This is a genomic window from Leptospira fainei serovar Hurstbridge str. BUT 6, assembly GCF_000306235.2.
GTDB lineage: Bacteria > Spirochaetota > Leptospiria > Leptospirales > Leptospiraceae > Leptospira_B > Leptospira_B fainei.
The window spans coordinates 1,442,749-1,468,009 of sequence record NZ_AKWZ02000010.1; the positions used below are offsets into that span (position 1 = coordinate 1,442,749).

18 protein-coding genes are annotated in these 25,261 nt (G+C 43.4%); 6 read left to right on the top strand and 12 right to left on the bottom strand.

Features of this window, described 5'->3' with window-relative positions:
• Positions 1-104: 104 nt before the first annotated feature.
• From LEP1GSC058_RS15845 to LEP1GSC058_RS15855, 3 genes are all read right to left on the bottom strand, one after another.
• Positions 105-1,208: an SH3 domain-containing protein gene (locus tag LEP1GSC058_RS15845; protein WP_016551025.1), complete on the bottom strand. Its 1,104-nt coding sequence runs from the start codon at positions 1,206-1,208 to the stop codon at positions 105-107.
• 187 nt (positions 1,209-1,395) lie between these two features.
• Positions 1,396-1,920, bottom strand: coding sequence for an LIC10415 family protein (locus tag LEP1GSC058_RS15850; protein ID WP_016550930.1), 525 nt, complete (start codon positions 1,918-1,920; stop codon positions 1,396-1,398).
• Between the two features lie 392 nt (positions 1,921-2,312).
• A complete protein-coding gene (locus tag LEP1GSC058_RS15855) occupies positions 2,313-3,470 on the bottom strand; it encodes an LptF/LptG family permease (RefSeq protein WP_016550213.1) in 1,158 nt (385 codons plus the stop codon).
• 183 nt (positions 3,471-3,653) lie between these two features.
• On the opposite strand from LEP1GSC058_RS15855, the gene LEP1GSC058_RS15860 reads away from it, so the two are divergent.
• On the top strand, positions 3,654-4,127 hold the full coding sequence (locus LEP1GSC058_RS15860) for a hypothetical protein (protein WP_039948720.1): 474 nt from the start codon (positions 3,654-3,656) through the stop codon (positions 4,125-4,127).
• A gap of 12 nt (positions 4,128-4,139) precedes the next feature.
• Positions 4,140-4,901: a HesA/MoeB/ThiF family protein gene (locus tag LEP1GSC058_RS15865; protein WP_016549898.1), complete on the top strand. Its 762-nt coding sequence runs from the start codon at positions 4,140-4,142 to the stop codon at positions 4,899-4,901.
• Between the two features lie 46 nt (positions 4,902-4,947).
• Here the strand turns inward: LEP1GSC058_RS15865 and LEP1GSC058_RS15870 are convergent, their stop codons facing one another.
• From LEP1GSC058_RS15870 to LEP1GSC058_RS15880, 3 genes are all read right to left on the bottom strand, one after another.
• Positions 4,948-6,282: an LA_0442/LA_0875 N-terminal domain-containing protein gene (locus LEP1GSC058_RS15870; RefSeq protein WP_084680419.1), complete on the bottom strand. Its 1,335-nt coding sequence runs from the start codon at positions 6,280-6,282 to the stop codon at positions 4,948-4,950.
• A gap of 241 nt (positions 6,283-6,523) precedes the next feature.
• Positions 6,524-7,567 carry a tetraacyldisaccharide 4'-kinase gene (gene lpxK / locus LEP1GSC058_RS15875; protein ID WP_016550807.1) on the bottom strand — a complete coding sequence of 348 codons (1,044 nt, stop codon included), beginning with the start codon at positions 7,565-7,567 and terminating at the stop codon, positions 6,524-6,526.
• 15 nt (positions 7,568-7,582) lie between these two features.
• Positions 7,583-9,466: an ABC transporter ATP-binding protein gene (locus LEP1GSC058_RS15880; protein ID WP_016549323.1), complete on the bottom strand. Its 1,884-nt coding sequence runs from the start codon at positions 9,464-9,466 to the stop codon at positions 7,583-7,585.
• 9 nt (positions 9,467-9,475) lie between these two features.
• On the opposite strand from LEP1GSC058_RS15880, the gene LEP1GSC058_RS15885 reads away from it, so the two are divergent.
• Complete coding sequence (locus LEP1GSC058_RS15885) at positions 9,476-10,945, top strand: ABC transporter substrate-binding protein (protein ID WP_016550928.1); 1,470 nt, start codon at positions 9,476-9,478, stop codon at positions 10,943-10,945.
• On the opposite strand, the gene LEP1GSC058_RS15890 is transcribed toward LEP1GSC058_RS15885, so the two are convergent.
• A complete protein-coding gene (locus tag LEP1GSC058_RS15890) occupies positions 10,917-13,304 on the bottom strand; it encodes a transglycosylase domain-containing protein (protein WP_016550470.1) in 2,388 nt (795 codons plus the stop codon). The two genes, LEP1GSC058_RS15885 and LEP1GSC058_RS15890, sit on opposite strands and share 29 nt — an antisense overlap.
• A gap of 113 nt (positions 13,305-13,417) precedes the next feature.
• Between LEP1GSC058_RS15890 and LEP1GSC058_RS15895 the strand changes: the two genes are divergently transcribed.
• Complete coding sequence (locus tag LEP1GSC058_RS15895; RefSeq protein ID WP_016550678.1) at positions 13,418-14,251, top strand: SAM-dependent methyltransferase; 834 nt, start codon at positions 13,418-13,420, stop codon at positions 14,249-14,251.
• Between the two features lie 4 nt (positions 14,252-14,255).
• Here the strand turns inward: LEP1GSC058_RS15895 and LEP1GSC058_RS15900 are convergent, their stop codons facing one another.
• Positions 14,256-15,515 carry an FAD-dependent oxidoreductase gene (locus LEP1GSC058_RS15900; RefSeq protein ID WP_039948453.1) on the bottom strand — a complete coding sequence of 420 codons (1,260 nt, stop codon included), beginning with the start codon at positions 15,513-15,515 and terminating at the stop codon, positions 14,256-14,258.
• Positions 15,516-15,955: 440 nt separating this feature from the next.
• Here LEP1GSC058_RS15900 and LEP1GSC058_RS15905 point away from each other — a divergent pair, with 440 nt between their 5' ends.
• Positions 15,956-17,602, top strand: coding sequence for an ATP-binding cassette domain-containing protein (locus tag LEP1GSC058_RS15905; protein WP_016549376.1), 1,647 nt, complete (start codon positions 15,956-15,958; stop codon positions 17,600-17,602).
• 13 nt (positions 17,603-17,615) lie between these two features.
• Here LEP1GSC058_RS15905 and rdgB read toward each other — a convergent pair whose 3' ends face one another.
• The 4 genes from rdgB to LEP1GSC058_RS15930 form a co-directional block, all read right to left on the bottom strand.
• A complete protein-coding gene (gene rdgB / locus LEP1GSC058_RS15910) occupies positions 17,616-18,203 on the bottom strand; it encodes an RdgB/HAM1 family non-canonical purine NTP pyrophosphatase (RefSeq protein ID WP_016550338.1) in 588 nt (195 codons plus the stop codon).
• A complete protein-coding gene (locus LEP1GSC058_RS15915) occupies positions 18,200-18,538 on the bottom strand; it encodes an STAS domain-containing protein (RefSeq protein WP_010417441.1) in 339 nt (112 codons plus the stop codon). The genes rdgB and LEP1GSC058_RS15915 overlap by 4 nt, the downstream gene beginning before the upstream one ends.
• 280 nt (positions 18,539-18,818) lie before the next feature.
• Complete coding sequence (locus LEP1GSC058_RS15925; RefSeq protein ID WP_016550938.1) at positions 18,819-20,090, bottom strand: hypothetical protein; 1,272 nt, start codon at positions 20,088-20,090, stop codon at positions 18,819-18,821.
• Positions 20,080-21,630, bottom strand: a complete 1,551-nt coding sequence (locus LEP1GSC058_RS15930; protein ID WP_016550536.1) for an MBOAT family O-acyltransferase — start codon at positions 21,628-21,630, stop codon at positions 20,080-20,082. Before LEP1GSC058_RS15930 ends, LEP1GSC058_RS15925 begins: the two co-directional genes overlap by 11 nt.
• A 326-nt stretch (positions 21,631-21,956) precedes the next feature.
• Between LEP1GSC058_RS15930 and LEP1GSC058_RS15940 the strand changes: the two genes are divergently transcribed.
• Positions 21,957-25,130 carry a SpoIIE family protein phosphatase gene (locus LEP1GSC058_RS15940; RefSeq protein WP_016549745.1) on the top strand — a complete coding sequence of 1,058 codons (3,174 nt, stop codon included), beginning with the start codon at positions 21,957-21,959 and terminating at the stop codon, positions 25,128-25,130.
• Positions 25,131-25,261: the final 131 nt, after the last annotated feature.

Genomic DNA, 25,261 nt, shown 5'->3' on the forward strand with positions numbered 1-25,261 from the left:
TTCGAATCATGCAATCGATTCGAAAGAGAGGCTCCGTTTCCAAGACTCGAATCGAGGACCATTAGAAAAAAGGAATGTTATAAGCGTATATTAAGATTTGGAATCTAACATGCGTCCCCGGCGCCCCGGAGAATAAGCTGCAACGTTCCATTCCTAAGCTCGTAAAGGCTTTTGATCGAAGAGTCGTAACCTATATCGGTGAAAATGAGCACCGGAACCGGATCTTCTTCCCGATAAACTACGCCTACAAGGTGAAAATAACCGCCGTAAGCCCCTAGTTCCTGGGAAAGTTTATCCGATTTTTCGTAAGCGATCAGCGCTCGATCGGTCCCCGATTTTCTAGCGAGTAAATACAAATATCGTCTTTCGGCGATTCCCTCGGAGAAGGCGATTCTGCCCGAAATAAAGGTCTCTTTTTTAGAAGTCTTAAATTCGTAGACTTCTTGAATTTTGGATCGAAGCCATTGGGTTTCGGGATAGCCGCGAGCTTTCCAGGTAGTTTCGGCTAAGGAGCGAAAGAGTTCATAATCGGAGTCAGTTTGCGAAAGTTCATGGAGGGGGATCGAATTTAACGCCATATCCGCGGAATGAACAAGGTAAGAAATTTTCGGATCTAAAAGAGATGTCGGTTTTACTTTTATTGCCGGCAATTGTTGGCATCCGTACGTAGTCGGATTCGTAGCGGCAAAACCGGGCCCTTTATTTCCCGCAATCAGAGCAACAGACGGTAAATTCGCGTCGACCCCGCTTCGGAATTTGTAATCAAATTCGTATTCATCCTTCGCGGCCTGCCAGCCGTTCTTACTAAAGAATGCGAGGGGGACGAAAATCGGTAACTCTTTAGGATCGTATCCGGACCAAACTAGGCCGATCAGTTTGTACGAATCCAAAGTTTCAGGCGGAGTCGAACCTAAATACTTTCTGGAAACAAAACCTGTTCGTCCGTCTTCTACTTTTACTTTCGCCCAATCTAACGAGGATGCATCGGATAGAAGTTTTACTTTTGCGCCTTTATTGAGGGTAAAGAGAATTTTTCCGGACTCCGGCGATTCTCTCACATTTAAAACGCCTGAAGTAATCAGGACATAGCGAACTCCGTCACCTTCCTGTCCCGAGATAGGAATAGCAAGGCAGATCAAAATCGCGAGTATAGCCTTAGTGATGTCTCGTCTCACTTGGGACAAAGAATCGAAAGCAATCGAATCCACCGCAAATCTTTTTCTATGCTAATGTCCGTTTAATCGCATTTAGATGGAATTCCTTCCATAGCGTAAATAAACCGTTTTATTGGTCGTTAAGCGAAGTAGTGGCGGATTTAGTTTGCTTGTTGAAAATAAAGAAGGATATGCCCGGCAAAAAGCCGGGCTTTAAAAAGCGAATGATTCGGGAGAAATACTAGTCCTGAATCAATCTTTCGATCGTCTTCTCGGAAAGCTGTTTCATCCGAATATCTTTCGTGGAAAGATCCTCTACGGATTTCCGGAAATTCTCCGGGCTCTTCAGCATACCCAACGATAAAACGTTTTCGGACTCAACCTCGAATTTTCGAATCGCATCAGTCAGTTCGTCCTTATTTTTTAGAACCTTATCTTTGACTGTATTCAGGTCGAGATCAGGATTTTCCGCAAGTTCCCGAAAGAGAGGAGTTTCTCCAAAAAGAATATGTATCAGATCTTCTTTCGGCGTGTTTCCTTCATTCAGGATTCCAAGTTTCATCTGTTCCCGAGAAAGTTCTTGCTGCAGACCTGTTAGGGTCTCTTGAACTTTTAGGTAACGGGAAGTCAGGCTACTGGAAAACTCTGTTTTATCCGCTGTGTTTTGGGTTTCCGAGGGCGTACCGGTCCTTCCTGGAACGGAAGATCTCTTATCGCGGAGAAGCTTCTCAGCCGAAGAGACCAGATTTGTTAGCTGAACGTCCATGTTCTTTACCCTCCTTTCGGTTCTGCCGGGACTTGTGCAGGGAGGAATTCGGATTACCTTCCGATTCTTCTCTCCTCCATGCCTTTATGTCTCATCAATGCGGCTTCCCCACAGGCTTATCTGTACTCAGTATCGGTAAAACCTTTTCCAACCAATGAATTTTTTTTGTTATTGAATCAATTTTTGAAAAAAAAATCCGAACAGGTCGAACCATAAAAGACTTCAAAACGGCATTCGAAGTGGTTTAAGTATTTTTAATCGCTAAACTCGACTTCTTCTCCGATTATTTCAAGGAAATCGGACGAAATCGCTGAAATCGTCCTCGCGGCTAAAGTAAAAAGGAGATTTGATTTCTCGCTAAAATACTAACACTTGATTTGGTGCCGGAAGAATTAGATTCTCATTCTTCGATAGATTCCGTAAAGTACGCCTAGGAAGATCGCGGGCGTAACCCAAACTGCAAACCAAGCCGGGATCACCCCGTTTTCTCCTACGGAAGTGAACGCGGAACTCATTACGAAATAGACGAGTATCACGACTAAAGTGACTCCCAATGAGGCGACCCCGGCCACTCTTTTTGTAAAGAATCCTGCAACACATCCTACTAACGTAACAATAACCGCAAGAAAGGGACTGGCAAAAAGGGAATGTTCTTCGATATTAACGTCGCCGTAACCGATTCCTTTTCGAACACGATTGTCCTTTTCTTCCGAAAGTTCGAATATATTCATCTCTTTGACGGAACCTTTCGGAACTTTAAAATATTCGGGTTTTTCGGGAAGATAATATTCTTTCTCCGGAAACCTCTCGAAAGACTTTACTTTTAGGTCGTCGTCGAACCTTGTCTCTTCCACTTCCGTGAGTTTCCAAATATCCGCCTGCGGGTTATATTTGGCTTTTAAGGAAGAAAGTACGTATTCCGGAGCCTGTTCTCGAGTAAGCTTAACGTAATTAAAGCCTCCCTTGATCTCGTCTTTGACCGGATCGTAAAAATAAATATAATAAAAGCCTTCTTTTCCTTTGAAATGGAATTGATAGACCATGTTCGTTAATGTCCCCGTTCCCTCGGTAATCATCTTCTGTTCCTCTTTCGCAAGTTTGTTCATCGGTCGCACGATGAATTGCGTTCCTAGGAATACGATGAACCATAGAAGAAATCCGAAGGCTACGATCGGAGCGACTATCCTATGAAAAGAGACTCCCGCGGACATCATTGCCACGATTTCCTTGTTGGCGGAAAATTGGCCGATCGTAAACGAAACCGCGAAAAGGACGGACATATTAATCGAATAGCTTGCGATGATTTCTGGCAGGCTATATGCGAGATATAACCAAATATGAAATTTTGGGGCCTTCGTTCCGGAAAAATCTTTTAGATTCGTGTTGACCATATTTAAAAAAATCAACGCGGTAATCATAATACAGGTCCCGCCGAAAGTTTTGAAAAACTCGGAAAAGACGTACCTGTCTAAAATTCTGGGTGGAAAGAACTCTTCCTTCAGTTTGAATAGAAGTTCTCTAGGTTGAAGTCTAGGAATCTTTAGTTCCATATCGCGGGAATTCCATCTTTAAACATGCGAGCGATTCTTTCGACCCCTTTTGTACGTTTTGATATCGCCCAAAGAACCCTGGATCGAACCCTTTTTCCCGTCTCCGTGTTTGCAAGAAGAGTATTAATTTCGGTTGACGATATGCCCAAGGAAGAGAAGATTCTCGGGTTACAGGAGGAATCCATGAAAATCCGTATTCTCGCCGTTGCCGCTACTTTTACTTTCGTTTTTGCTTCATCTCTTTTTGCTGAAAAATCGACTGAAGAACATATTAAGGCCCTATCCAGCGGCTCCGACCAAGAAAAGATCGAGTCGGCGCTTTATCTTGGCAGCAAGAAAGAGAAAACCGCTATACCTGAACTTATCAATCTCCTGAACCGTACGAACGATGCGAAAATCGCAGTCCCGGCCGCTATCGCACTGGGAGAAATCGCAGAACCCGGCGATGCGACCATCGCTCTAAAGAACAAGATTATCAGCTCGGAAAACGGTGATATAGTTTACACTGCGCTTGCAGGTCTTTTGAATATTACCACTAAAAATGAAAAAGCCGAAGACGCAACTAAGGAAGCTTTGGAATTTGCGGACAAAAACCGCCGCTCGGACGAATTCGTTGCGGACATCCTGAATGTGATTAATAAAAAGTTGAAACGCTAAGAATTCTTTCGGTTGCTAAGTCCGGAAGAACTCAGCCGCTATTCTCGGAATATCCTGCTCGACGAAGTAAGAAGGGCGGGGCAAGAGAAACTTAAGTCTTCTAAAATATGCATCGTCGGAGCCGGAGGTCTTGGATCTCCGGCTTTGTTATATCTGGCCGCTTCGGGAGTCGGAAATATAAAGGTCTTCGATTCGGATACGATCGATACGACCAATCTTCAAAGGCAGATCATCTATCACCATTCCGATATCGGCAGATCGAAAGCGACAACCGGTCAGCAACATGCGCAAGAACTGAATCCTTATATAGGAATTCAGGGAGAAACGATTCGGCTAACCGCGGAGAATGCAGAAGCTGCGCTTGCCGGTTCCGATTTAGTCTTGGAAGGATCGGATAATTTCGATACTAAATTCTTAATCAACGATACTTGTGTTCGTCTAAAGATTCCGCTTATAACCGCCGGCGTTTTGCGATTTGAAGGGATGGTTATGGGAATTCGACCGAATCAGGATGCCTGCTTTCGATGCGTCTATGAAGCCGAGCCACCTACAGAGGCTGTGCCTTCCTGCTCGGAGGCGGGGGTAATCGGGAGCGTTGCAGGGATCATCGGCAGCATACAGGCCACCGAAGCCGTAAAATTCTTATTAGGTTTTCATAATATTGGAGAAGACGGATTATTTGGACATATGATTCAAGTCGAAACCAAGACGATGCAATTTCGGAAAATTCCTCTACTTCGTAGACTGGATTGCTCCAGCTGCGGGCATGCTTAGCGGTTTCGAGAAAAAATAAGGGGCTTTTGCTACGCGTGCATCCGGATTATTTTTTGAAGTCAAAGGAGTATCCGACTCCGAAAAAGATCGCCGAGGTAGTACTCGCGCCTGCAAATCCTTGAGTGATCGAGTTCACGAGAATTTGCTGTAAGAACAATTGGTCCGGCGATTCAGGATTATTTTGGGTAATTTCCACGCGAGTGCTTGTCAGCGCGTACTGTATTTTGGTGGATTGAAAACCCACCCAAAGTCGAATTCCATATTTCCATTTGTATATTAGTTTTCCTGAAATTGAAGAACCCTTTGCCGACCACTCATTTAGGAGCCGAAACGAGTCGGAATAGGAATAATTATTGGACCCTGAAAGCATAAAATAATTATTAAAATTTCCTTGAGAGTTTCCCTTTAAGGAATAAGATTGAATTTCAATTCTTGTTTCCCACTTCTCGCCAAGTTTCGTATCGAATGCGATTCCGAACGACGGGCCGTGAAGACGGTCTGCGATAATCATATCTCTTTTTTCCGTTAGATTATTGCTTCCGGAAATCGCGGGTGAAAACGCTAATGTGGAAGTATCGGCAGACTTCTGCCAAATACTTTGATAACCGAGAATCGGTCGGACGTCGTATTTCGGATGCGGATAAGGGCTGAACGAAATCTGCGCGTATATTTGTTTGTATGTTTCAGGAAACGTACCTTGCGCTAAAAGAGGTTGGTTCGGCGTGCTGGGACCCGCAGTATTGACCATACCGGGAGTTGTCTGTGTCACGGTGTTTTGAAAGCTAATCCCTCCCGCTTCGAGGACGAATCGATTCAATGAATAACGTAAAGATGCGTTGAAAGGAGTTTTCCCTTTTGTTTGGGGAGTTCCGAATATCGGTCCGGTTCCGTTGTTGGTTAAAGCGACGAAGTTCGAAAATCTTTCGTAATAATCTAAAGTTTGATAATGGTAAGATCCTTGCCCGTATCCTGCATAGAATTCTAAACTATGACGCTTTGCATCGTCGATTTCTTTCTGTCTTCTTGCCTTTTTCTCTTCCGCAAGCGCGTTTCGTTTTGCATCTTCGGCGAGCTTGGCGGCATTTTCTTCCTGAAGCTTCTGAGCCGTTTCCAATTCGTTAGGAGAAGGATCGACTTTTTCCGGCTGTTTGGGCGGTGGAGTTGCGTCTCTGAAACTAATTCTAAGAATCGAGGATTTAACAATTTCGATTACGTTTCCGTCCGCCAGTTTAAGTTGAATAGTCGTCGCAGTCTGATCGATTACTTCTCCTTTCAAAACTTTTCCGTTACGAAGGAAGACGGATTGTTGTTCTGCAATTATAAAAGTGCAAGGAAAAAGCAAACATAAGCAAATCGCTGCCTTTGTGCACAAGATTTTCATACGGAGTTTTGTTAGTATAGATCATGAATTTGAGCTAAGACAATCGTTTTCTTTCGATCGTTCGGATGCATAAGGGGAAAGATCAAATTTACTTCGAAATGTGTGGAAATTTTTTGACAAAAATGAGAGAAAATCATTTTCCTGATCGATTTTCGACAAGCGCTGTAGCGATTGTTATAGAGGTCGAATGAATTTTTTAGGAATCTACTTTCGATTTTACAAGATATGATATATTCAGTTTTTATAAATTACTAATTTTACTCATCAGGAGCGATTCGTTTTCTATCTTTGTATCCAGTTTGAGATATAGCCAGCGAGGATCCTTTTTCGTTACAAAAAAAGGAGTTAATTTTACGGCATCTTTTTCGGTGCATATCAAGAAATCTTTCTCTTTGGCCTTTTTCGATAATTCCTCGATGTCGGCGTTTGAATACGGATAATGGTCCGGAAAGCGAATTGGACTTACTAACGCACCAATTGTCTTCAAAGATTCGAAGAAAGGCTCAGGATTTCCTATTCCGGAGAAAGCAAGAACCGTTTTATTCTGGAGGATGGAATTCGGTTTTTGTTCCGTCTGATCGGAGGACCCGATCGCGCTAAACCCTTTCGGAATAAACGAGAATTTTATAATTTCCTTGGGAAGATATTTTTTGCACCATTTTTCCAAATCATTTCGAAGATTATCTTCATATTTAGATGCGATTAAAATATCCGCTCTGCTGATCGAAGAATACGGTTCTCTCAATAAACCCGCCGGTAGCAAAAACCGATCGGCTTGAATTTTTGTACAATCCAGCAATACTAAATCCAGATCTCGAACGATTGCGTGATGCTGAAATCCATCGTCTAAAATCACAAAAACTTTTTGGTCCTCGGTAAGCTGGAGTTCCTTCCTATATAAATCGTAGGAAGAAATTCGATTCTTTCCCGTATAGACTTCCGCGAACGGAAGGTTTTGTTTCAGGAGCAGCGGCTCGTCCCCGACTTCCTGCGGAAGAGATTTTAACGTGACCCGTTGGCTCTCCGATTCGGAGCCTCCGTATCCTCTACTTAGGATCACTAACGGAATTTTCGGATAATTACGATGTAAAAGTTTTACGAGGTGCAGGGTAAAAGGAGTTTTTCCCGTGCCGCCCGTGCTAAAATTTCCGACGCTTATCACGACGGCATTCCGCAATTCTTGCGGTTTCTTACGCTTGCGATCTAAGAGGAATAGTAATCGATAAACGAAGCTGAGTAGGTAAAGTATCGGAAAACAAATGATCCTGACGACGGAAAGAAACATTTCGATTTTCTAACTTTAAACCGGGGATTCCGCAAATTGCATTTCGTAGAGTTTTTTATATTTTCCGTCCGTTTGCATCAATTCGGTGTGACTTCCGGATTCGACGATGCGGCCGTTTTCCATGGCAAATATGGTATCGGCGATTTGAACCGTTGATAAACGATGAGCGATTATCACAACGGTTCTGTTTTTATAAAGAGATTCCAAAGCTTGCTGTACAACTCTTTCCGATTCCGTGTCCAAGGCAGAAGTAGCTTCGTCTAAAATTAGAATTTCAGGATTATTTAATAGAGCTCTGGCGATCGAGATTCTTTGTCGCTGGCCCCCCGAAAGCATGACTCCTCTCTCACCGACGGTAGTTTCGAATCCGTCTTCGAAAGAAAGGATGAATTCTGTCGCGAAGGCAAGATCGGCCGCCTCTCTTAGCTTTTCTTCCGTAACGTTCAAGCTTCCGTAACATATATTCTCTCGAATACTTCCGTTGAAGAGAAATACTTGTTGGTTTACGATGGAGATTTTCTTGCGTAACGTCGCTAAATCCAATTTTCTTAAGTCGGTACCGTCCCAACTAATCACTCCTTCCGTAGGGTCGATCAATCGAGGAACTAAATCTACGATCGTGGATTTTCCCGCACCCGAGGCTCCCACGAGTGCGATCGTTGCTCCTCTTGGAATTACCAAATCTAAATTGGATAAAGCCGGATTTTTTGCGCCCGGATAAGAATAACTAACGTTTTCGAATTTAAATTCTTTTACCAAGCGTTTTGGGACGATAGGATTTTTCGGCTGCTGAATGTCCGTTTCGCTATCAAGCAAGTCGAAGACCCTTTCTCCTGCTGCGACGGCGCTTTGAATCGAGTTGGAAAGCATTCCCATTTGTTTAAAGGGCCGCGTAAGGAAAACTAAGGTAAGGAAAAATACCATGAACTTTCCGAGGGAGAAATCCTCTTCTTCCATTAGATAGGCCCCAAAACTCAGAAAGATAACGGCTACTATGGAACTGGATAACTCGACGAGAGACGGACCAATCTGATGATAGAAATGTCCTTTGAACGTTTTCTCGGATAAATCTTTGTTAATCTCCCAGAATCTAGAAGCTTCCGTCTTTTCCATGGAAAAGGCTCGTATAACGCGAATGCCGGAGATGACTTCCTGCAAGTGCCCGTTTAGCGAAGATAATCTTTCCTGTTGATTTCTTGTCGCGCGTCGAATCCGATCGGCGAAGGCGGAGACCGGACCCATTACCAACGGAACGACGATGATTACCGCTAAGAACATTTTCCAGCTTAAAAAAAGTAAAAAAGCTAAGTGAGTTACGATATAAAAGAAATCGGTAATTGCGTCTTTTAAATCCGAACTAATCAATTTTGCTAGAACCTCGACATCGTTGATGATTCGACTCATGAAGATTCCGGTCTTTTCCTGAACAAATTGATTGAGTGGGAGCTCCTGGGCTTTAGAATATAGCCCCTCGCGGAGGTCTCGAACGGCTAAATATCCGGCGGAATTGATACAGTATACGGCTCCGGCTAGAAAGATCAGTTTTGCCACATAGACAGGGAAAATGATCCAGCAAAATAATAGGACCAGCTGGTCTTTCGAAAGAGAATGCAAATACTCGTTGGTTTCAACTTTAGCCGAAGCAAGATAACCCTCGACTTGATCTAAGCCTGTCAGAATTTCTCCGGAGGACTTTCGTTCTAATAAGAGTTTGTCCTTCTTAGTTAGAGAAATCTCGAAGTCGGTTTTGCCTCCTTTTCCGATTGCGTCGAAAATAGGAATGATACTAGTCAGGGAAGCCCCGTTCAGAATCGAAACGAGGAAAGATAGGACAATACCGGTCAGTAATCTGTATTTGTACTTGAAGGAATACCCCAAGAGGCGTCTATAGACGTTCATAGGTCCGGAATGTTTTTTCCTCCTCAACCCTTTTCCCTAGCTTTCCTTGTTTTGTCCCTCCTTTTTTACGATTGCGGAAAAGGCTCCGATAGGCGGGACGAACTTATATTCTCATTACCTTCGGATCCGATTTCTTTGGATCCGATTCGATCAACGGACTTATCCTCTCGAATCATTCTAAAGTATCTCTATCCAAGCTTATTTTCCGTCGATCATCTCGGAAGAATTATTCCTGCGCTTGTAAAAACCTATCGAGTCTTACCGAGCCCTTCCGTTGGGATTCGTGTTCTCGAAATAACGATTCATCCGAGAAACTCGGCGGATGGAAAATCGATCGATGCGAACGTCGTACTTGCTTCCTTAAATCGTTTGCGAAATACCCCGGGGCCGAGACGAAGTGCGTATTCCTTTTTAACGGGAGGAATCGTAAAGAATTCGTATACGGTGAATTTATTTTTCAAAGGAGGTTTAAGGGAAGCGCTCGAAAAACTTTCGCTTCCGCAGGCTGCGATTTATTGCGGTCCCCCTGAGCAAGGATGCGGTGATTTTTCCTTAAAAGAATGGAAGCGAAATAATTTTTTACGTTTAACGGCGAATGAAAATCGAACCGGGACAATTGCGCCGGAACTTTTGTTCAGAATTCTTCCTCAAGCGACGACTGGGATCTTTCTGTATACGAAAGGTCAATTGGACTTAATGCGTCTTCCGAATTTTTTGCTCAGAAATGGAAACGTCAAAGAAGATTCGATCTTGATTCGAAAGGGTGGAGGAGTTCAATACATTGCAATTAACGGAAAAGAACCCTGCTTTGATCGACACTTTAGAAAAGCGGTAAATTACGCGATCGATAAGAGGACGATTTTGAGAGTCCTTCTGGAAGACAAAGGAGAAGTCTCCGTCGGCCCGTTTCCTCAATCGATCGCCGATGGATTTATAGGTCGAGAAGCGAAAGAATTATATCCTTATAATATTCAGAAAGCTAAATATTATCTTGAGAAATCCGCCTGTTATCCGAAAATTTTGGAGAAAGAATTGGATTTTCGGATGCGCGGAGACGAGGAAAATCAAGCGAACGGATCTGCGTTAGTCCGTTATCTTCGCGACATCGGGTTGAAAGTGAAAATCCGTCCGATGGAAAAGGCCCCTTTGTATAAGGAAAACGGAGATGGAAAGGGGGATTTGACCCTTCTTTTTTGGTACGCGGATCTGCCGGGGGCGTGGAATTTTATAGATCCGCTCTTTGCGGGTGATCGCTTCGGAAACGGCGGAAACCGATCCTTTTATTTCAATAAGGGGATGGAGGATTTATTAACCGAAGTGAGACGAACAGATATGATGGATCTGACAAGTTTCGATAAAAAGGCTCTGGAGATAATAGGTGATGATGCGCCTTGGATTTTTCTCTGGTCTCCGTATGAACTTTATCTAACCGGGGATCGTATTCAAAAGCTCACTGATCGTCCGTTCGATCTTCCTTAGTTTCGGGCAATTCCAACTCTACGGAATCTTCGCCGGATAAAGCTTCGTTTGATCGAGCGCCTGTAGTTTCTCCGCTTTCCTTAATCGGAATTGCCGCAGTGGAAGCAGGCTGGTCTCCTATATAGAAGTATTGCCCGTACAAAGGATGAGGGCAATCGCTTTCTCCCGAAAGCAGGCCGCCGGTATCGGCGCAAATATCCACCTTCACAAAATCGCCGTTAAACGGCGGGATCAAAGTTTCACCGAAACCGATCGTACGAGCTATGTAAGATACGTACTTATACCAGACCGAACCACTGATCCCGGAACCGGATCCTGGAAACGGAGCTCCGGCATCGTTTCCGATCCAGACGGTCGTGACTAAGTTCGGATTCACTCCCGCAAACCATGCATCCCGAACTCCTTTGCGATTTCCCCAACGTTTTCTTGCTTCCTTCGGAGACTGAACTGTACCAGTTTTTCCGCCCATCGGAAACCGATCTTCTCCTTTAAGACCGATTTTCATCGTTCCTTCCTCCGAAACGACTGCTTCCAATAGATTCAAAACCATTGCACATGCCACAGGATCGAGTATTTGTTCGGCTTCGCTTGCATTCGCGGGAGGCAAGGAAAAAAGTTCCGATCCTTCATAATCGGCTATTCGTAAAATCTCGATCGGTTTCACTTTTTTACCCAGATTGGCGATAGTTGCATAAATGGTCGCAAGTTCCTTGGGTGAAAGCTCTCCGGAACCCAACGCGAGAGATAAATTAGGTTGAAAGCGTTTATTCAATTCGGATTGATCCAAACTCAGAATTTTTCCGAGGGTTTCCAGAAAAGTTCCCACACCGACTTCGCTTAATAATTTTACGGCAACCGTATTCACCGATTGGGCGAAAGCCACCCTTGCTTGCATTTCTCCTCTGTATCCCGCATACCAATTTTTCGGAGAGTAGCCTCTGATTTTGATTTCTTCGTCGGTTACTACGGACGTCGGAGTGATAACCCTTTTTTCAAAAGCGAGAAGATATACTAAAGCCTTGATTACCGAGCCGGGCTGCCGAACGGCGGAAACGGCGCGATTCATCCTGAAGATATTCGATATTTTGTAACTGCCAACCAAGGCTTCGACGTAACCGTTGGACGGATTAATCGAAATCAGGCTTCCGTTCATATTCTCAACGATTTTCTTTTGTATCGCCGCTTCTTCGTTTTTACCGACTTTTAAATATGCCGCTTTTTCATCGGAGAGTTTTTTTCGAACTCCTTCGATTCCTTCGCGCAGGGCTTTTTCGGCGGCTTCTTGCTTATCGTAATCCAATGTCGTATAGATGTTTAGCCCTCTCGTTTCAAGATCCATCTCCGAAAAATTTTCGATCACGAACTGACGGACGCTGAAATTGAAATCGGGTGCGAGATTTATATTAAAGTCTTTATCGAAGCCGTATTTGCCGATTTCGGAAGTGACGGTCAGTTTATCCTCTTCTTCTTTCGTTTCTTCCACTTTATAGAAAGTTTTGAATTTTCTAATATTTGAATCTATTTTTCGTTCGAAATCCTTTTCAATCGAGTTCGGGTTAGGGTTCAAGGCCTTGTTTTCCGCCATTAAAAACATTACCATACGTTGACGTTTAAACGCTATTTTCGGATTTCTGACGGCATTATAATTAGAAGGAGCCGGAATCGTTCCGACTAACAGAGCGGCTTCTGCCGGCGTGAGCTCATAAGCCGGTTTATTAAAATAATATCGCGAGGCTTCCTCTACTCCGGTATTTCCCTCTCCTAAAAAGATTCGATTTAAATACATTGCGAGGATCGTTTTTTTATCGAAGCGATTCTCAAGATAGAATGTGCAGTAAAATTCGGTGAGCTTATTGAATATATTTCTGGCTCCCAGATCCAGCGTGAGTTTGGCAAGCTGTTGCGTGATCGTCGAACCGCCTTGTTTGCGAAAAGTAGTTAGATTAACGACGATAGCCCTTATCAACGCAGTATAATTGACTCCTCCGTGTTCGTAAAAATCCTGATCTTCCGAACTTAAAAGCGCCCATATTATGTTTCCGTGATTATTTAGATTATCCGTCCGAATCGGTTTGAATTTTCGACGCGAAAATTCCCCGATCAACTTACCGTTTTTATCCAGAATCCGAATCGGTTTACTTTGGTTCGGATCATACGCGTTAGAGACTTCCTTCTGGAACGTTTCCAAGTTGCGAATCACGTCGTCTTGTTTGGTTAACCAAACGACGTAAGAACCGCCGATCAAAAATGCGGCGACAATAAGTCCTATGACGGTTCCGTATTTTACTATGGATTTCCAATTCTCTTTTGCATAATTCAATAAAAAGGAAATTGTTCGAAATATACGTTCTTTGTTCATGGCAGGTCTGTGGTAGTTTCCATTATGTTGGAACAAAGGGAAAGTCCTTTTTCGGGAGGATCGATCGTTAAAAAGCTTTGCTTAATGCCGGAAAGTCGGATGCTTCTACAAGTATGAGTTCCTTCTTCCATCGCAAAGTCGATGCGGCCCCGAATACGTTAACGCACCTTTATTTAAACGGATCTGGCGGAACCTCTTGGGCAAATCTAGGATACTGGAAGGATACTTTAGATTATCCTACCGCCTGCTCGGATTTGGCGATCCTGACCGGGCAGACGGCAAAACTTTCTTCTTCCGATCGTCTCTTGGATTTAGGATTCGGTTGCGGAGATCAACTTTTAGTTTGGAATCGGAAATTCGGCGTTTTACCCGAGCAAATAACCGCGATTAATTCCTCCGCCGAACAGTTTCAGTTTGCTCAACGGATGCTCGAGTCGAGAAATCTTGTGCTCGATATTCGTCTCGAGAATATCGAACTCTTAAATAGAATCCCCGCGGCTAGCTACGATAAAATCATTTGCCTAGATAGCGCTTATTTCTTTCCTGATCGAAAGCGATTTACGCAAGAGACGTTTCGAATTCTCCGCTCGAACGGAATCTTTACTTCCGCGGAAATCATCTTGAACGACGAACCATTAAATTGGTGGAATGACTTATTCCGCAAAATCGTCTGCTCATTGGCGGGAATTCCGTCTTCAAATAGAATGACTACTGAGACTTTGAAGAATTTGTATTTTTCGATCGGCTTTCAGGAAGAATCGTTCGAATACATCGACGAATTCGTTTTTGACGGATTTGCGGAGTTTATTCGAAAAAATATCCGTTTCGAAAATTCGAAAGTGCCTAAGCAAATTGTTAAACGATATAATGATTTTGCCGACTTTCTTCGCTCGGATAAAAGACGAAAGTTTTTTCGTTATGCGATCTATAGTTTGAAAAAGCGGTAGAGCCTTAGGTTTTTACGTTAGACGATTCGACCCAATTCTTTACGTCTAAGGCCGTGGAAACTCCGGCTTCCAATAGCGGAATTCCATAGCGTGCGTAAGAACCGCAAAGCCATACTTTTCTTCCGGGCATATCCTGTAGTGCTTTCAATTCTCTTATCATTTCCTTTGAAGCCAAATCGATGACCGGCCGCTCGAATTTCGAACGACTTAAAATAGAATTGGGCTGAGGTTCGATTAAGGGATTCCAAGTTTGGAAAACAGGTTTGCCGCCCATTTCGGGCAAGACCTTATTCAATAAAATCGTCGCAGTCGCTCTCGAACCGTCCTTGGAAAGAGCGAAGCACATAGGCGCCCAATGCCTTTTTTGTTTCGGCATGAACTTAGGATCCGAATGCGTTACGACTTCTGAGGACTCGTATTTAAACGAAGAAAGCAATTCTTTCTCCCTTGAATGTTCGTCGGGAAGCATTGAAATCGCCTGATTCGCAGGAGCCGCAATCACGACTCGATCGAAATACTCTTCATGGTTATCGAAAAGTAATCGCACTTTATTTCCGTTTAATATGATTTGTTTCGGTTCGGAATTTAAAAGTATTTTAGAAGCTCGTGAAGCCAACCGATTCGTGATATCTCGAGTACCTTTTTCCGCAGTTAAAAATCGTAAAAATTTTAGACCTTTCGAATGATATCGAATCACGGCTTCCGCAGGATAATTCTTGGCGCTTTCGGAAGTGCAAGTATTAATGGTCGAGAACATAGGTATTAAATATTGGTCTTCGAAATCTCGAGAATACCGGAATTTATGCAAAAATTCGGAGATCGTTAACTGTTCTTCATTCAACGTTTCTAATTGAGTTCCCGATTCCTCGTAAAATCTCATCGCATCGGAAAATATTCTCCGAGATTTGGAATTGGAGAAGCAGGCTACGTAAGGTATCGGAAAAAAATTTCCTCCTAATGCAAAGGTGGAGAATCCGAAATACGTAGTCCCGTCTCCGTAGTTTAAGGAAAACGAATAGTCTACAGGTCTAACAGCGATGTCCGCCTCCTTAAATAAATCTAAGAGGCATGGATAATAATTCTTTTTAAAAGCTCGAAAAGGAACATCGATTCTAATCGATTTACCGTTCCAATCCAAATCGGTTCCGTGAGCGTCCATTCCGATAAGAGAATGTTTTTCGATTAATGTGACTTCGTGCTCTTTTCCCAAATACCAACAAGCACTGAGACCTGCTATTCCGCTACCTATGACTGCAATTTTCATTCGTAATTCACTATCTCAATGGAAAATGGAAATTCAAGGTAAAAGCTATCGATCCGGAAGAGGAACTACAAAAATAGGAACGAATCGTGTTGTTATTCCGCAATTTTAAGAACGGATCTCCCCTTTAGCACGCTCGAATCCGCTTCGAAGCTCGGCTTTGATTTCCTACAAAAGTCGATTATCCGAGAAAAATCCGCCGACGAAAATTCATTTAAGTCGTTTATCAAAGTACGAATTCTTGAATTTCCGAAAACGTAAGAATGCGGCGAAGAATATTACGAATTCCGCGCTTACATCTTCGAAGTCGGCGTTAATTTTTGCGTAATCGGAAGCGATGATTCTAACGGATCGGTTTTAGTTGGCAAATTCGAGGGGTCTTGGAACTCTGGTATTATCCCCCTTTCTTCTTCGGAAGTTGCCTAAACGGATAGGTAGGTTTTATGATCAGCGTCTCAGGTCTTTCTCTAAATTTTGGTAAGAAGGTCCTCTTTGAAAACGTAACCTTGAAGTTCAAAGAGGGGTGTCGTTACGGCTTAATCGGAGCTAACGGATCGGGTAAATCGACTTTCATGAAAATTCTAGCCGGCTTGGAACAAGCGGCAGCCGGTTCCATCGCGATAGATGTGGGCGTTAAGGTCGGTTATCTTAAACAGGATCATTACGAATACGAAAATGAAACCGTACTGAATACGGTAATGATGGGTAATAAAGAGCTGTGGGAGATCGCTAAGGAGCGGGACGAAATTTATTCCAAGCCTGAAATGTCGGACGAGGATGGAATACGAGTTTCCGAACTGGAAGAATCCTTCGGTGAGATGGGCGGATACGAAGCCGAAAGTGTCGCGGGTGAATTACTCGAAGGCCTTGGGATTCCGACTAACATCCACGGCCAAACCCTTTCTTTCCTAACCGGAGGATTTAAACTTCGGGTACTATTGGCACAGGTTCTATTCCAAAAACCTGATGTACTTCTCTTGGACGAGCCTACCAACCACTTGGACATCAAAACCATTCATTGGCTGGAATCGTTTCTTTTAAATTATAAGGGCGTTGTCGTTGTGATTTCTCACGACCGTCACTTCATTAACTCGATAGCTACTCATATTGCCGATTTGGATTATCAGACGATGACCGTATATCCGGGAAATTACGACGAATATATGGAGGCAGCGCAAGCGTCTCGAGAGAGAAGCGTTGCCGATAATAAACGCGCTAAGGAAAAAATCGCCGAGCTGCAAGAGTTTGTGAGCCGATTTAGCGCCAACGCCGCTAAATCGAAGCAGGCTACTTCCCGCCAAAAGATGATCGAAAAGATCAAAGATAATATGGTGGAAATTCGCCCGTCTTCGAGACAGTTCCCTTATATCGTCTTTAAGATGAAACGCCCTCTCGGTAAAGATGTGATTATCGCCGATGAAATTTCCAAGGGCTACGAGGACAGGGTTATTTTTAAGAACTTCACCATCAATATTACAAAAGGTGAAAAGATCGCCATTATCGGTACCAACGGCGTCGGTAAAACGACGCTTTTAAAAACCTTAATGAAGGAAATCGAACCGGACTCCGGAACGGTAGTTTTCGGGGAATCGGTAGAAGCTTCCGTATTTCCTCAAGATCATCGCGAAGGAATCGGACAGGATGCGGATACGATCGTAGAGTGGCTGTATCGGTACGCTCCTCCGGGAACCGAAATGGAAGAGATTCGAGCCATTTTAGGAAGAATGCTTTTTAGCGGAGAAATGGCAAAGAAGCCTACTCAAGTTCTTTCCGGAGGAGAAAAGTCCAGAATCATTCTGGGTAGGATGATTCTGGCACAGGACAATCTTCTCGCGTTAGACGAGCCTACCAATCACCTTGACCTTGAATCGATAGAATCGCTGAACTACGCGTTGACCAAGTTCGAAGGGACCGTACTATTCGTTTCTCATGACCGCGAATTCGTTTCATCGATTGCGACTCGGGTGTTGGAAGTGACTACGGAAGGTATTCGTGACTTTAAAGGAACCTACGAAGAATTCCTGGAGCGGGAAGGAGTGGAATTCTACAAACGACTCGCTGGTGGTCCTGTTTTGGCGGAATCGAATTAATAATTTACGAAAATCAGCGATTCGCTTTCAAATAAGAGACTAGCTTATCCAAGGCGGCTTTACGATGTGAGACCGTATTTTTCTTCTCCTCGCTTATTTGTGAAAAACGAGCTTGGAAGGGAAGAAAATAAAATACCGGATCGTAACCGAACCCGAACCCGGTTGTATCGTAATCTTCCGCGATTCGTCCTCTGCATTCTCCCTCGAACGTCATTTCGGAGTTGCCGTCGACAAGAGCAATAACGCAAACATATTTCGCCTCGCGGTTTTCTTTACCGTGCATTCTTTCCAAAAGGAGTCGGGCTCTTCCTTCGTCGTCCAATCCTTCTCCTCCGAATCTTGCGGAATAGACTCCGGGTTCTCCGCCTAGGGCCTCGACGCAGATACCCGAATCGTCCGCTAAGGATGGAAGCCTACAGAGAGAATACAATTCTCTCGCTTTTAGTAAGGCGTTTTCTTCGAATGTCGATCCGGTCTCGTCCGGATTGCATTCGACGCCCAGCTCTCTAGGCGTCTTTAATTCGATTCCTAGAGGGCTTAATATTGACCGAATTTCTCGAATTTTGTGCGCGTTATTGGATGCGATTACGAGGGATTTCAATTTCCCAATTTGAATTCATCAAAGGCATCGTCGATCGTCGGAACGACTTTAAACACTTTATCAAGCATCGTAATTTCAAAGAGCTGGAGCAGATCCTCATCGTTCACGACGATAATAATATCCCCTTCCGCAGAATTGAATTTTTTCTTATAAGAAACTAAAATCCCAAGAGCGGTCGAGCAAATATGACTTACTTCCGTAAGATCGATAATGACTTTGGGGGAGGGGTCGAAATTGTGATCGCTAAGGTTACGGTCCAGTTCCTCGCTGTCCGATTGGAGGATGGATCCGGAGATCTTGATGATATGAATGTCGTCTTGAACCGTAATTTCCATGTGAGTACCGAAACCTTGTGTGCCGATTTGAATTTTTTATAGCAAGCAAAAAATCATGTTTTGCCGAGATTGCCGTCTTTCTTTTGTTAGAGTGCGACTAAAAATCGTATTGTGCGGCGCTACTTCGCAAGGTTTTGATAGAAATAGAAGCGAACCGGATTTCATCCGACATAAAAAATGCCGTTACGGTTTTTTCGGGGGATTTCTTTCGATGGCAAGGAAGACGGTTGTCGATTTTCGAAACGACAAGCCTATTTATCAAGCATTCTTCGACAAAGCCCTAAAGGGATGAATGTGACGAACGCTCTTCGAGAAATTTGTATACTTTAGGCAGTACTAACCCGTGAAATTCCTTGTTTAAACGTTCTTCTCCTCTGCAATCGAAATGAATCAAATCTACGAAAAGCTCTTTCGGATAACCGACATCGGGAAATGAAAAGAATTCGGCGTTCTTTCTTCCTTTTATTAAGGCTTCCACTTCCGCATGGATAGCTTTAGAATTTTTCGTATTCTCCAGCTCTTGGATTCCGGGCATATAGAGAAATCCGAAAAGAATTCCTTCTTTTTCGCAAAAATCCATCAATTCTACGAGAGAACTATAATCGTGAGGAGAAACGATATTTTGAGAATCAATAGATTTTTGTAATATATGCTTCACATATTCTCTCGATTGAAAGGTTTGAAGCGGATTCATTCGATTGGAAATATTATATTTTCCGTAATAAGTATCCAGCCATTCCTGAATCCTGAAATTGTCCTGCAGTTGGGATCCGGCGGGTAAGCATTGTCCGGTCTCGATCGCGTTGCAGGAAGAGCAAGTTTTGATCCATTCGGAGGAATCACGTTCCGCTTTCCAATTGGAAAGAGTAGTAGCGTTGATTACGGACTTCCTAAATTTATAGGTCGAGTAGAGGATTGGAGCAGCCTTGGAAAGGATAAAAATCCGTTCGACGCCTTGAAATTGTCCGGCGAGCTCGGTAAACGAAAACTGATGTAAATACCTTTGTCCGAAAAAATCCCAGAGAAACGTATCTGCGGCCTGAGGGTCTAAAGGATCCAGCGTCGAGGTTATCGGTTGCTTAAAGAAAGTATTTTGCCAACCTTCTTTCCATCGGCGATTGGCGTAAGTCGATAAGCTTTCGTTCTTAACGGTTTTTTGACCGGAGGGATCATAAAGAGGGAAGCCGTATCCTTGAGAATAGAGAACGTGGCTTGCGGCAAACAAAAGTAATTTCGGTTTTTTGTTTCCGAACCGTAAATACTTTTCTATAAGAAATTTATAATATCGAGGACCCATAGCCGGAAGGCTATGGTTGTATACTTCGTAATCCCCGACTTTCTCCTTGGCCTTTCCTGATAAGGCCATACTCCGGGAATCTCCTAAAATGATGACGTCGGCTTTACCTAAACCGGACTCGATAGAATTTCTCTTATAGTTTACGAAGAATGTTTCGGGTTCTTCCAAATAGTAGCTGGGAAGCACGCGAACGATACCTTCCAATACTAGGAAAAAAAGGACGGCGAGCAGTAATCCGGCGAGTTTAGAACGCAAAATAAATCACCTCCTTCCCGAATATCCCCTTGAGTATGATCGTTCCGAACAATAAAATGAAAACCAGGGCTTGTAAAATCGGCCCTTTCTTTAAAATGAAATATCTGTCTTTTCGGGTATAAACGAAATAATCGATAATTAAGAGCGGTAATGCGATTCTGAGCATCTCCCAGAAATAATGGCCGACGGACAATATTCCGTTTACTTGATCGGTGAGATTCCAGGGTGAAAAAATTTGGGAGTAGAGCAAAAGCATGTGACTCGTATCATAGGCGCGAAAGCCGACGGCGCTTAAGGCAAATAGTAAAAAAGTAAGCATACGGCTGCCGATCGCGATCGGGATTCGAATCCAAATCGGTTTTTCGGGAGCATTCGCAATCGGAGGAAAATTCCATAAAATGCTCATATAGATCACCGTAAAAATACCGTTTAAGAGTCCCCATGTGATGAACGTCCAGTTGGCGCCGTGCCAAAGACCCGAGAGACCGAATACGAGAAGTATATTACGAATTTGCTTTGTTCTTGTCGTGCGACTACCGCCTAACGGAAAATAAACGTATTCCCGAAACCATCGATTTAAGGTTACGTGCCATCGGGTCCATAACTCTATCGGAGTCGCGGAATATTCCGGAGTCTCGAAATTGACGGTTAATTGAACTCCTAAGAAACGGGATACGCCCAATGCGATAAAAGAATACCCGGCAAAGTCGCAATAAATTTGTATTAGAAATCCCAAAGTGGCCGAAAGAACTTGGCCGCCACCCATTCCAAGTGCGTGATCGGAGTGGGCTAAATAAGCTTCCTTGTTTGGAAAGTAAACTTGATCGACTAAAGGTCCTAAATTATCCGCGACATAAACTTTCAGAAAATAACCGAGCAGAATATCCCAAATTCCTTCCAATAAAATCGAGGAATTTGGAAATTTAGGTTTCTTTAATTGAGGAATCAGGTCGCCGGCGCGTTCGATAGGTCCGGCTACAAGCTGCGGAAAGTAAGTAACAAATAACGCGAAATCAAAAAAGTCTTTCTCTGCGGATATCTGTCCTCTATAAACGTCGATCGTATAAGACATGGTTTGGAAAGTGTAAAAACTGATTCCTACCGGCAATACGATGGATCGTAATAGTAACGAGTTACTTCCTCCAACGGGATCCCAACCCAAAAGGCCGGAGAGAGTATTCCACTCGTGGATGAAGCTGTCCGCAAAGAAGTTGAAATACTTCATCGTGAAGAGGATACCTAAATTGGCGAGGATCGAGAACCAAAGAAATATCCTTTTTTGCGTTTGAGTTCGTGCCCCGTTAATTCCGAGTGCAGCCGAATAATCTACGAAGGTGCTCAGTATGATTAAGGTAAGAAAAATCCAATCCCACCAACCGTAAAAAAAATAGGATGCGGCTAGCAACCAGAGATTTTGACCTCTCGCAGCCAAAGGGTATTTTTTGGCCAAACCACCCAAGACCAAAAAGATTGCATAAACGACTAAAAAAAAGAGTAAAAATACGAAAGTGTTGAATAGCATCGGGTTGAAGTCGTTCATCGACAGTTTTGCCGACGAATTCAATAGGTCAACTTCATTGGCAATATTTATGAACCAAAAAATCCCATTGGAAATTCACGCGTGGATGCTTGTTTTTCGCTTATATTTCGGTTCGATGCCGCCGTTATATTTCGAGGATCGGAGATCGTCCGCAACCGAATTTAGGATAAATATTGCCGATATGCTAAACGAACTGTATTTTTATGTCCGCTAAGTCGATAATCGGTTCCGACAGAAACAAATTATTTTTTAATCGAAAAATCGATTTTATTATCTGATTTTTCTGCGCGAATTTTTCCATCTAATGGGCTGAGCATTTCGTAAGAATGAATTCTATTTTTTTAAACTTTTATGCGTTCGGTTCGATCCTTGCGGCCTTCTTCTGTTTGTATGTCACCTTTTTCTTTCTTACGATTAAGGACGGAAGCAAGGCGGCCTTCCATCTAGGTCTGTGTTGCCTATCCTCATTTTTCCATCATATCGGTTATATTTGGGGTTTTATTTCCTATGACGAAAGTACGATCTTCCATCGATGGATAGTCGTCGCGGGTCCTTTGATCAGTTTTACCCAGCTTGTCGCTTTCTTCATATACTTTCCCGCACCTAGAACCAGGGGATTGAAAATAGGTTTAAGCTTTTATGCTTTACTTCATTTGGGTGTGTTAGCGGTAACCGTTTGGTATGTCACGATATCACTGGGGGCTACTCGCACTTTCGTAGCTGGGAGTCATTATTGGGATTTTGAAACACACGGATTTTATAAATATTTTTCGATCATTATCCTTTTTTACGATGTCTCCTATCTGGTGATCGCCTTGTGGAAAGCGGTTGTCGAGAAAGGGAAAGAAAGACGATCCGTAATATACATTCTGTTGGCTTATATCGTAATCACGGTCTTGCCGGGTATACTCAACGCGATGAGTCGCGACGGTTCCGTTTCCCGAGCCACTTATCAACAATCCTTTGATGCCGGAATGGTAATCGGGATGTTCTTGATTCTTATCGTTTATGTGAACGCAACCAAGGAACGAACGACGATTTTGAGCAGGATTGTGGGAATTTCTTTGGCGACCTTTGCCGTCTGCTATCTGTTAGCCGGTTATTCCATTTTGGAAGGGTATGAAGAAGCATACGACGAGAGTAAAAATAAAGATACCGTTTTAACGGTGATGAATAACCGATCTCCTCAAGGATTGGCATACGTCCTTTCATTCGATCCCGATTCGGGTAAATTCGAAATTGAAAAAGGATCGAAAGACCCGCGATTCAATTCGGAAGATAATCTAGAGACTAAATTTTTCAGAATTCGAAATCAGTTGATAAACGTAGGTTCGGGCTCTTCTTCGGAAAGGTCGACTCGTATCGATTCCATTTTAAAATCCGCTCCGGGAGAATTTTCCGCGTATGCCGAAGGTTTACGCGCATTTTTGAGATCGAAACCGGGCTCTTCCGATTCCGATATCGCGACTTATTTTCGCAGCACAAATGAGAAGCTGAATATTATAAGAAGTAAATTTTCTCATCTGTCGGATCGCAGAGACTCTCAGGCTATCCGGAAATTGTTTTCCTCCGAAACGATCGGGGTTTCGGAAACTTTGGCGATCGTGCGCAACAAGGCCTCGGCGGCTATACAGGAAGGAAAGAGCGAAGCGGAAATCTCTAAAATCGTATTCTCTTTCCTCTCTCCGATTCATGAGGAAGGAAAAAGAGTTTATCGAGGAACTCGGCTATTCAAACCGGGAGATCCTACACCGCAATTTTATCTCGCTTATTATTTCTCGAATCCGAGAAACGGAAAAATTTACGAGGTGGGCTACGACTATCGGGATTACAGGGTTTTCCAAAACAAGCCGGCGATGGTTTTAGTGATTTCCTTAGTCGGCATGGTACTTGTAGTCGTTGTCGGTTTTCAGTTTTTCTTCAGGAATGCCCTTGTTTTGCCTATGGACGAGATTGTAACGGGCCTCCGGGAAGTTAATTCAGGAAACTTAAATTACCGGCTGGTTCCCCGCGTGGAGGACGAAATCGGATTTATGGCCAGATCGTTCAACCGAATGGCTCGGAGTATTCAGGCAGGCAGAAAGCGTTTAGAACAATACGCGGATGAATTGGAAGAAAAAGTAAAGGAGAGGACGAGCGAACTAGAGCAAACTTTAGGCGAAGTGCGCGAGCTAAAGCAGCAGCAAGACGGAGATTATTTCTTAACGTCCCTTTTGATCAAACCTCTCGGATCGAACAAGGCGGTTTCCGAAAATGTGAGAGTGGATTTTTTTGTTGAACAAAAGAAAAAATTCACCTTTAGGCGGTTCGAAGATGAAATAGGCGGTGATTTGAATATCTCGAATCATATTCGGTTGCGCGATCGATCCTATACGATTTTTCTAAACGCGGACGCGATGGGAAAATCGATGCAAGGAGCGGGTGGCGCTCTCGTTTTGGGCGCAGTTTGCGAGTCGATCATAGAAAGGACGAGGATGGCGGCTTCTATGAGGGAGCTATCGCCGGAACGTTGGTTAAAGAACGCATTTACTGAATTGCATAAGGTGTTCGAAAGTTTCGACGGTTCCATGCTGGTATCTACCGTATTGGGACTCATCGACGACGAATCAGGCGTATTATATTATATTAATGCAGAGCATCCATGGACGGTGTTATACCGCGACGGCATTGCAAGTTTCATCGAAGATGATTTGATGTTTCGAAAACTCGGTACGACGGGACTCGACGGCCGGATATATGTTAAGACTTTCCAATTGGAACCTGGGGATGTGATCATCGCCGGCTCGGACGGTAGAGACGATATCCTTATCGGTACCGAGCAGGACGGTTCGAGAATCATCAACGACGACGAACTATTATTTCTCAGAAAAGTCGAGCAGGGGAAAGGGGAACTAAAATCCATCTACCTTGCGATCACTTCGCATGGAATGTTAACGGACGACCTATCGATGATCAGATTATCGTTTAAGGAAGCCGATCAGAATGTTAAGGACAATGAGAAAGCGCAACGAGAAAGGGTTTTGGAATTTTTACGACAAGCAAAGGAAAGAGCCAATAATAAGGACATAAAGGAAGCTTTATCGTTTTTGGAAGAGGCGGATATGATCGACAGCCGTATTCCTGAAGTAAAAAAGAATTTCGTTAGATTGTTTATAAAAATGAAGAATTATCCGAAAGCGGTTTTATATGCGGAAGATTATCTAAATCTAAAACCGGTCGATAAGGAAATACTATATGTGGCGTCTTTTGCGGCTAGAAAGGCAGGAGACCTGGGAAAAGCCCAGGATTTTGGGGAGAGATTGTATTTAAGAGAACCCGAACATCTTAAAAATTTAATTAATTTGGCTCAAACCTATGTTGCCCTTAAAAACTACCAAAGGGCATTAAAAATGACCGTTGCGGCGCTAATTCTGGATCCTGAAAACGAAATCATATTAAAAATAAGAGATGTATTAAACGGTCTATCCGGAAAACATAAAGTTGAAGATCGGGAAAATTAATGCGTTAGAAATGCACCCCGGTCCAATGCGATCTGCCCTTAGATGAATTGAAAGGGTCCTTTCTATGTCGCATTAAAGTCTCAAAAGATACTTCGAAGAATCACATAATTATTGATTTGAAATCAATAAAA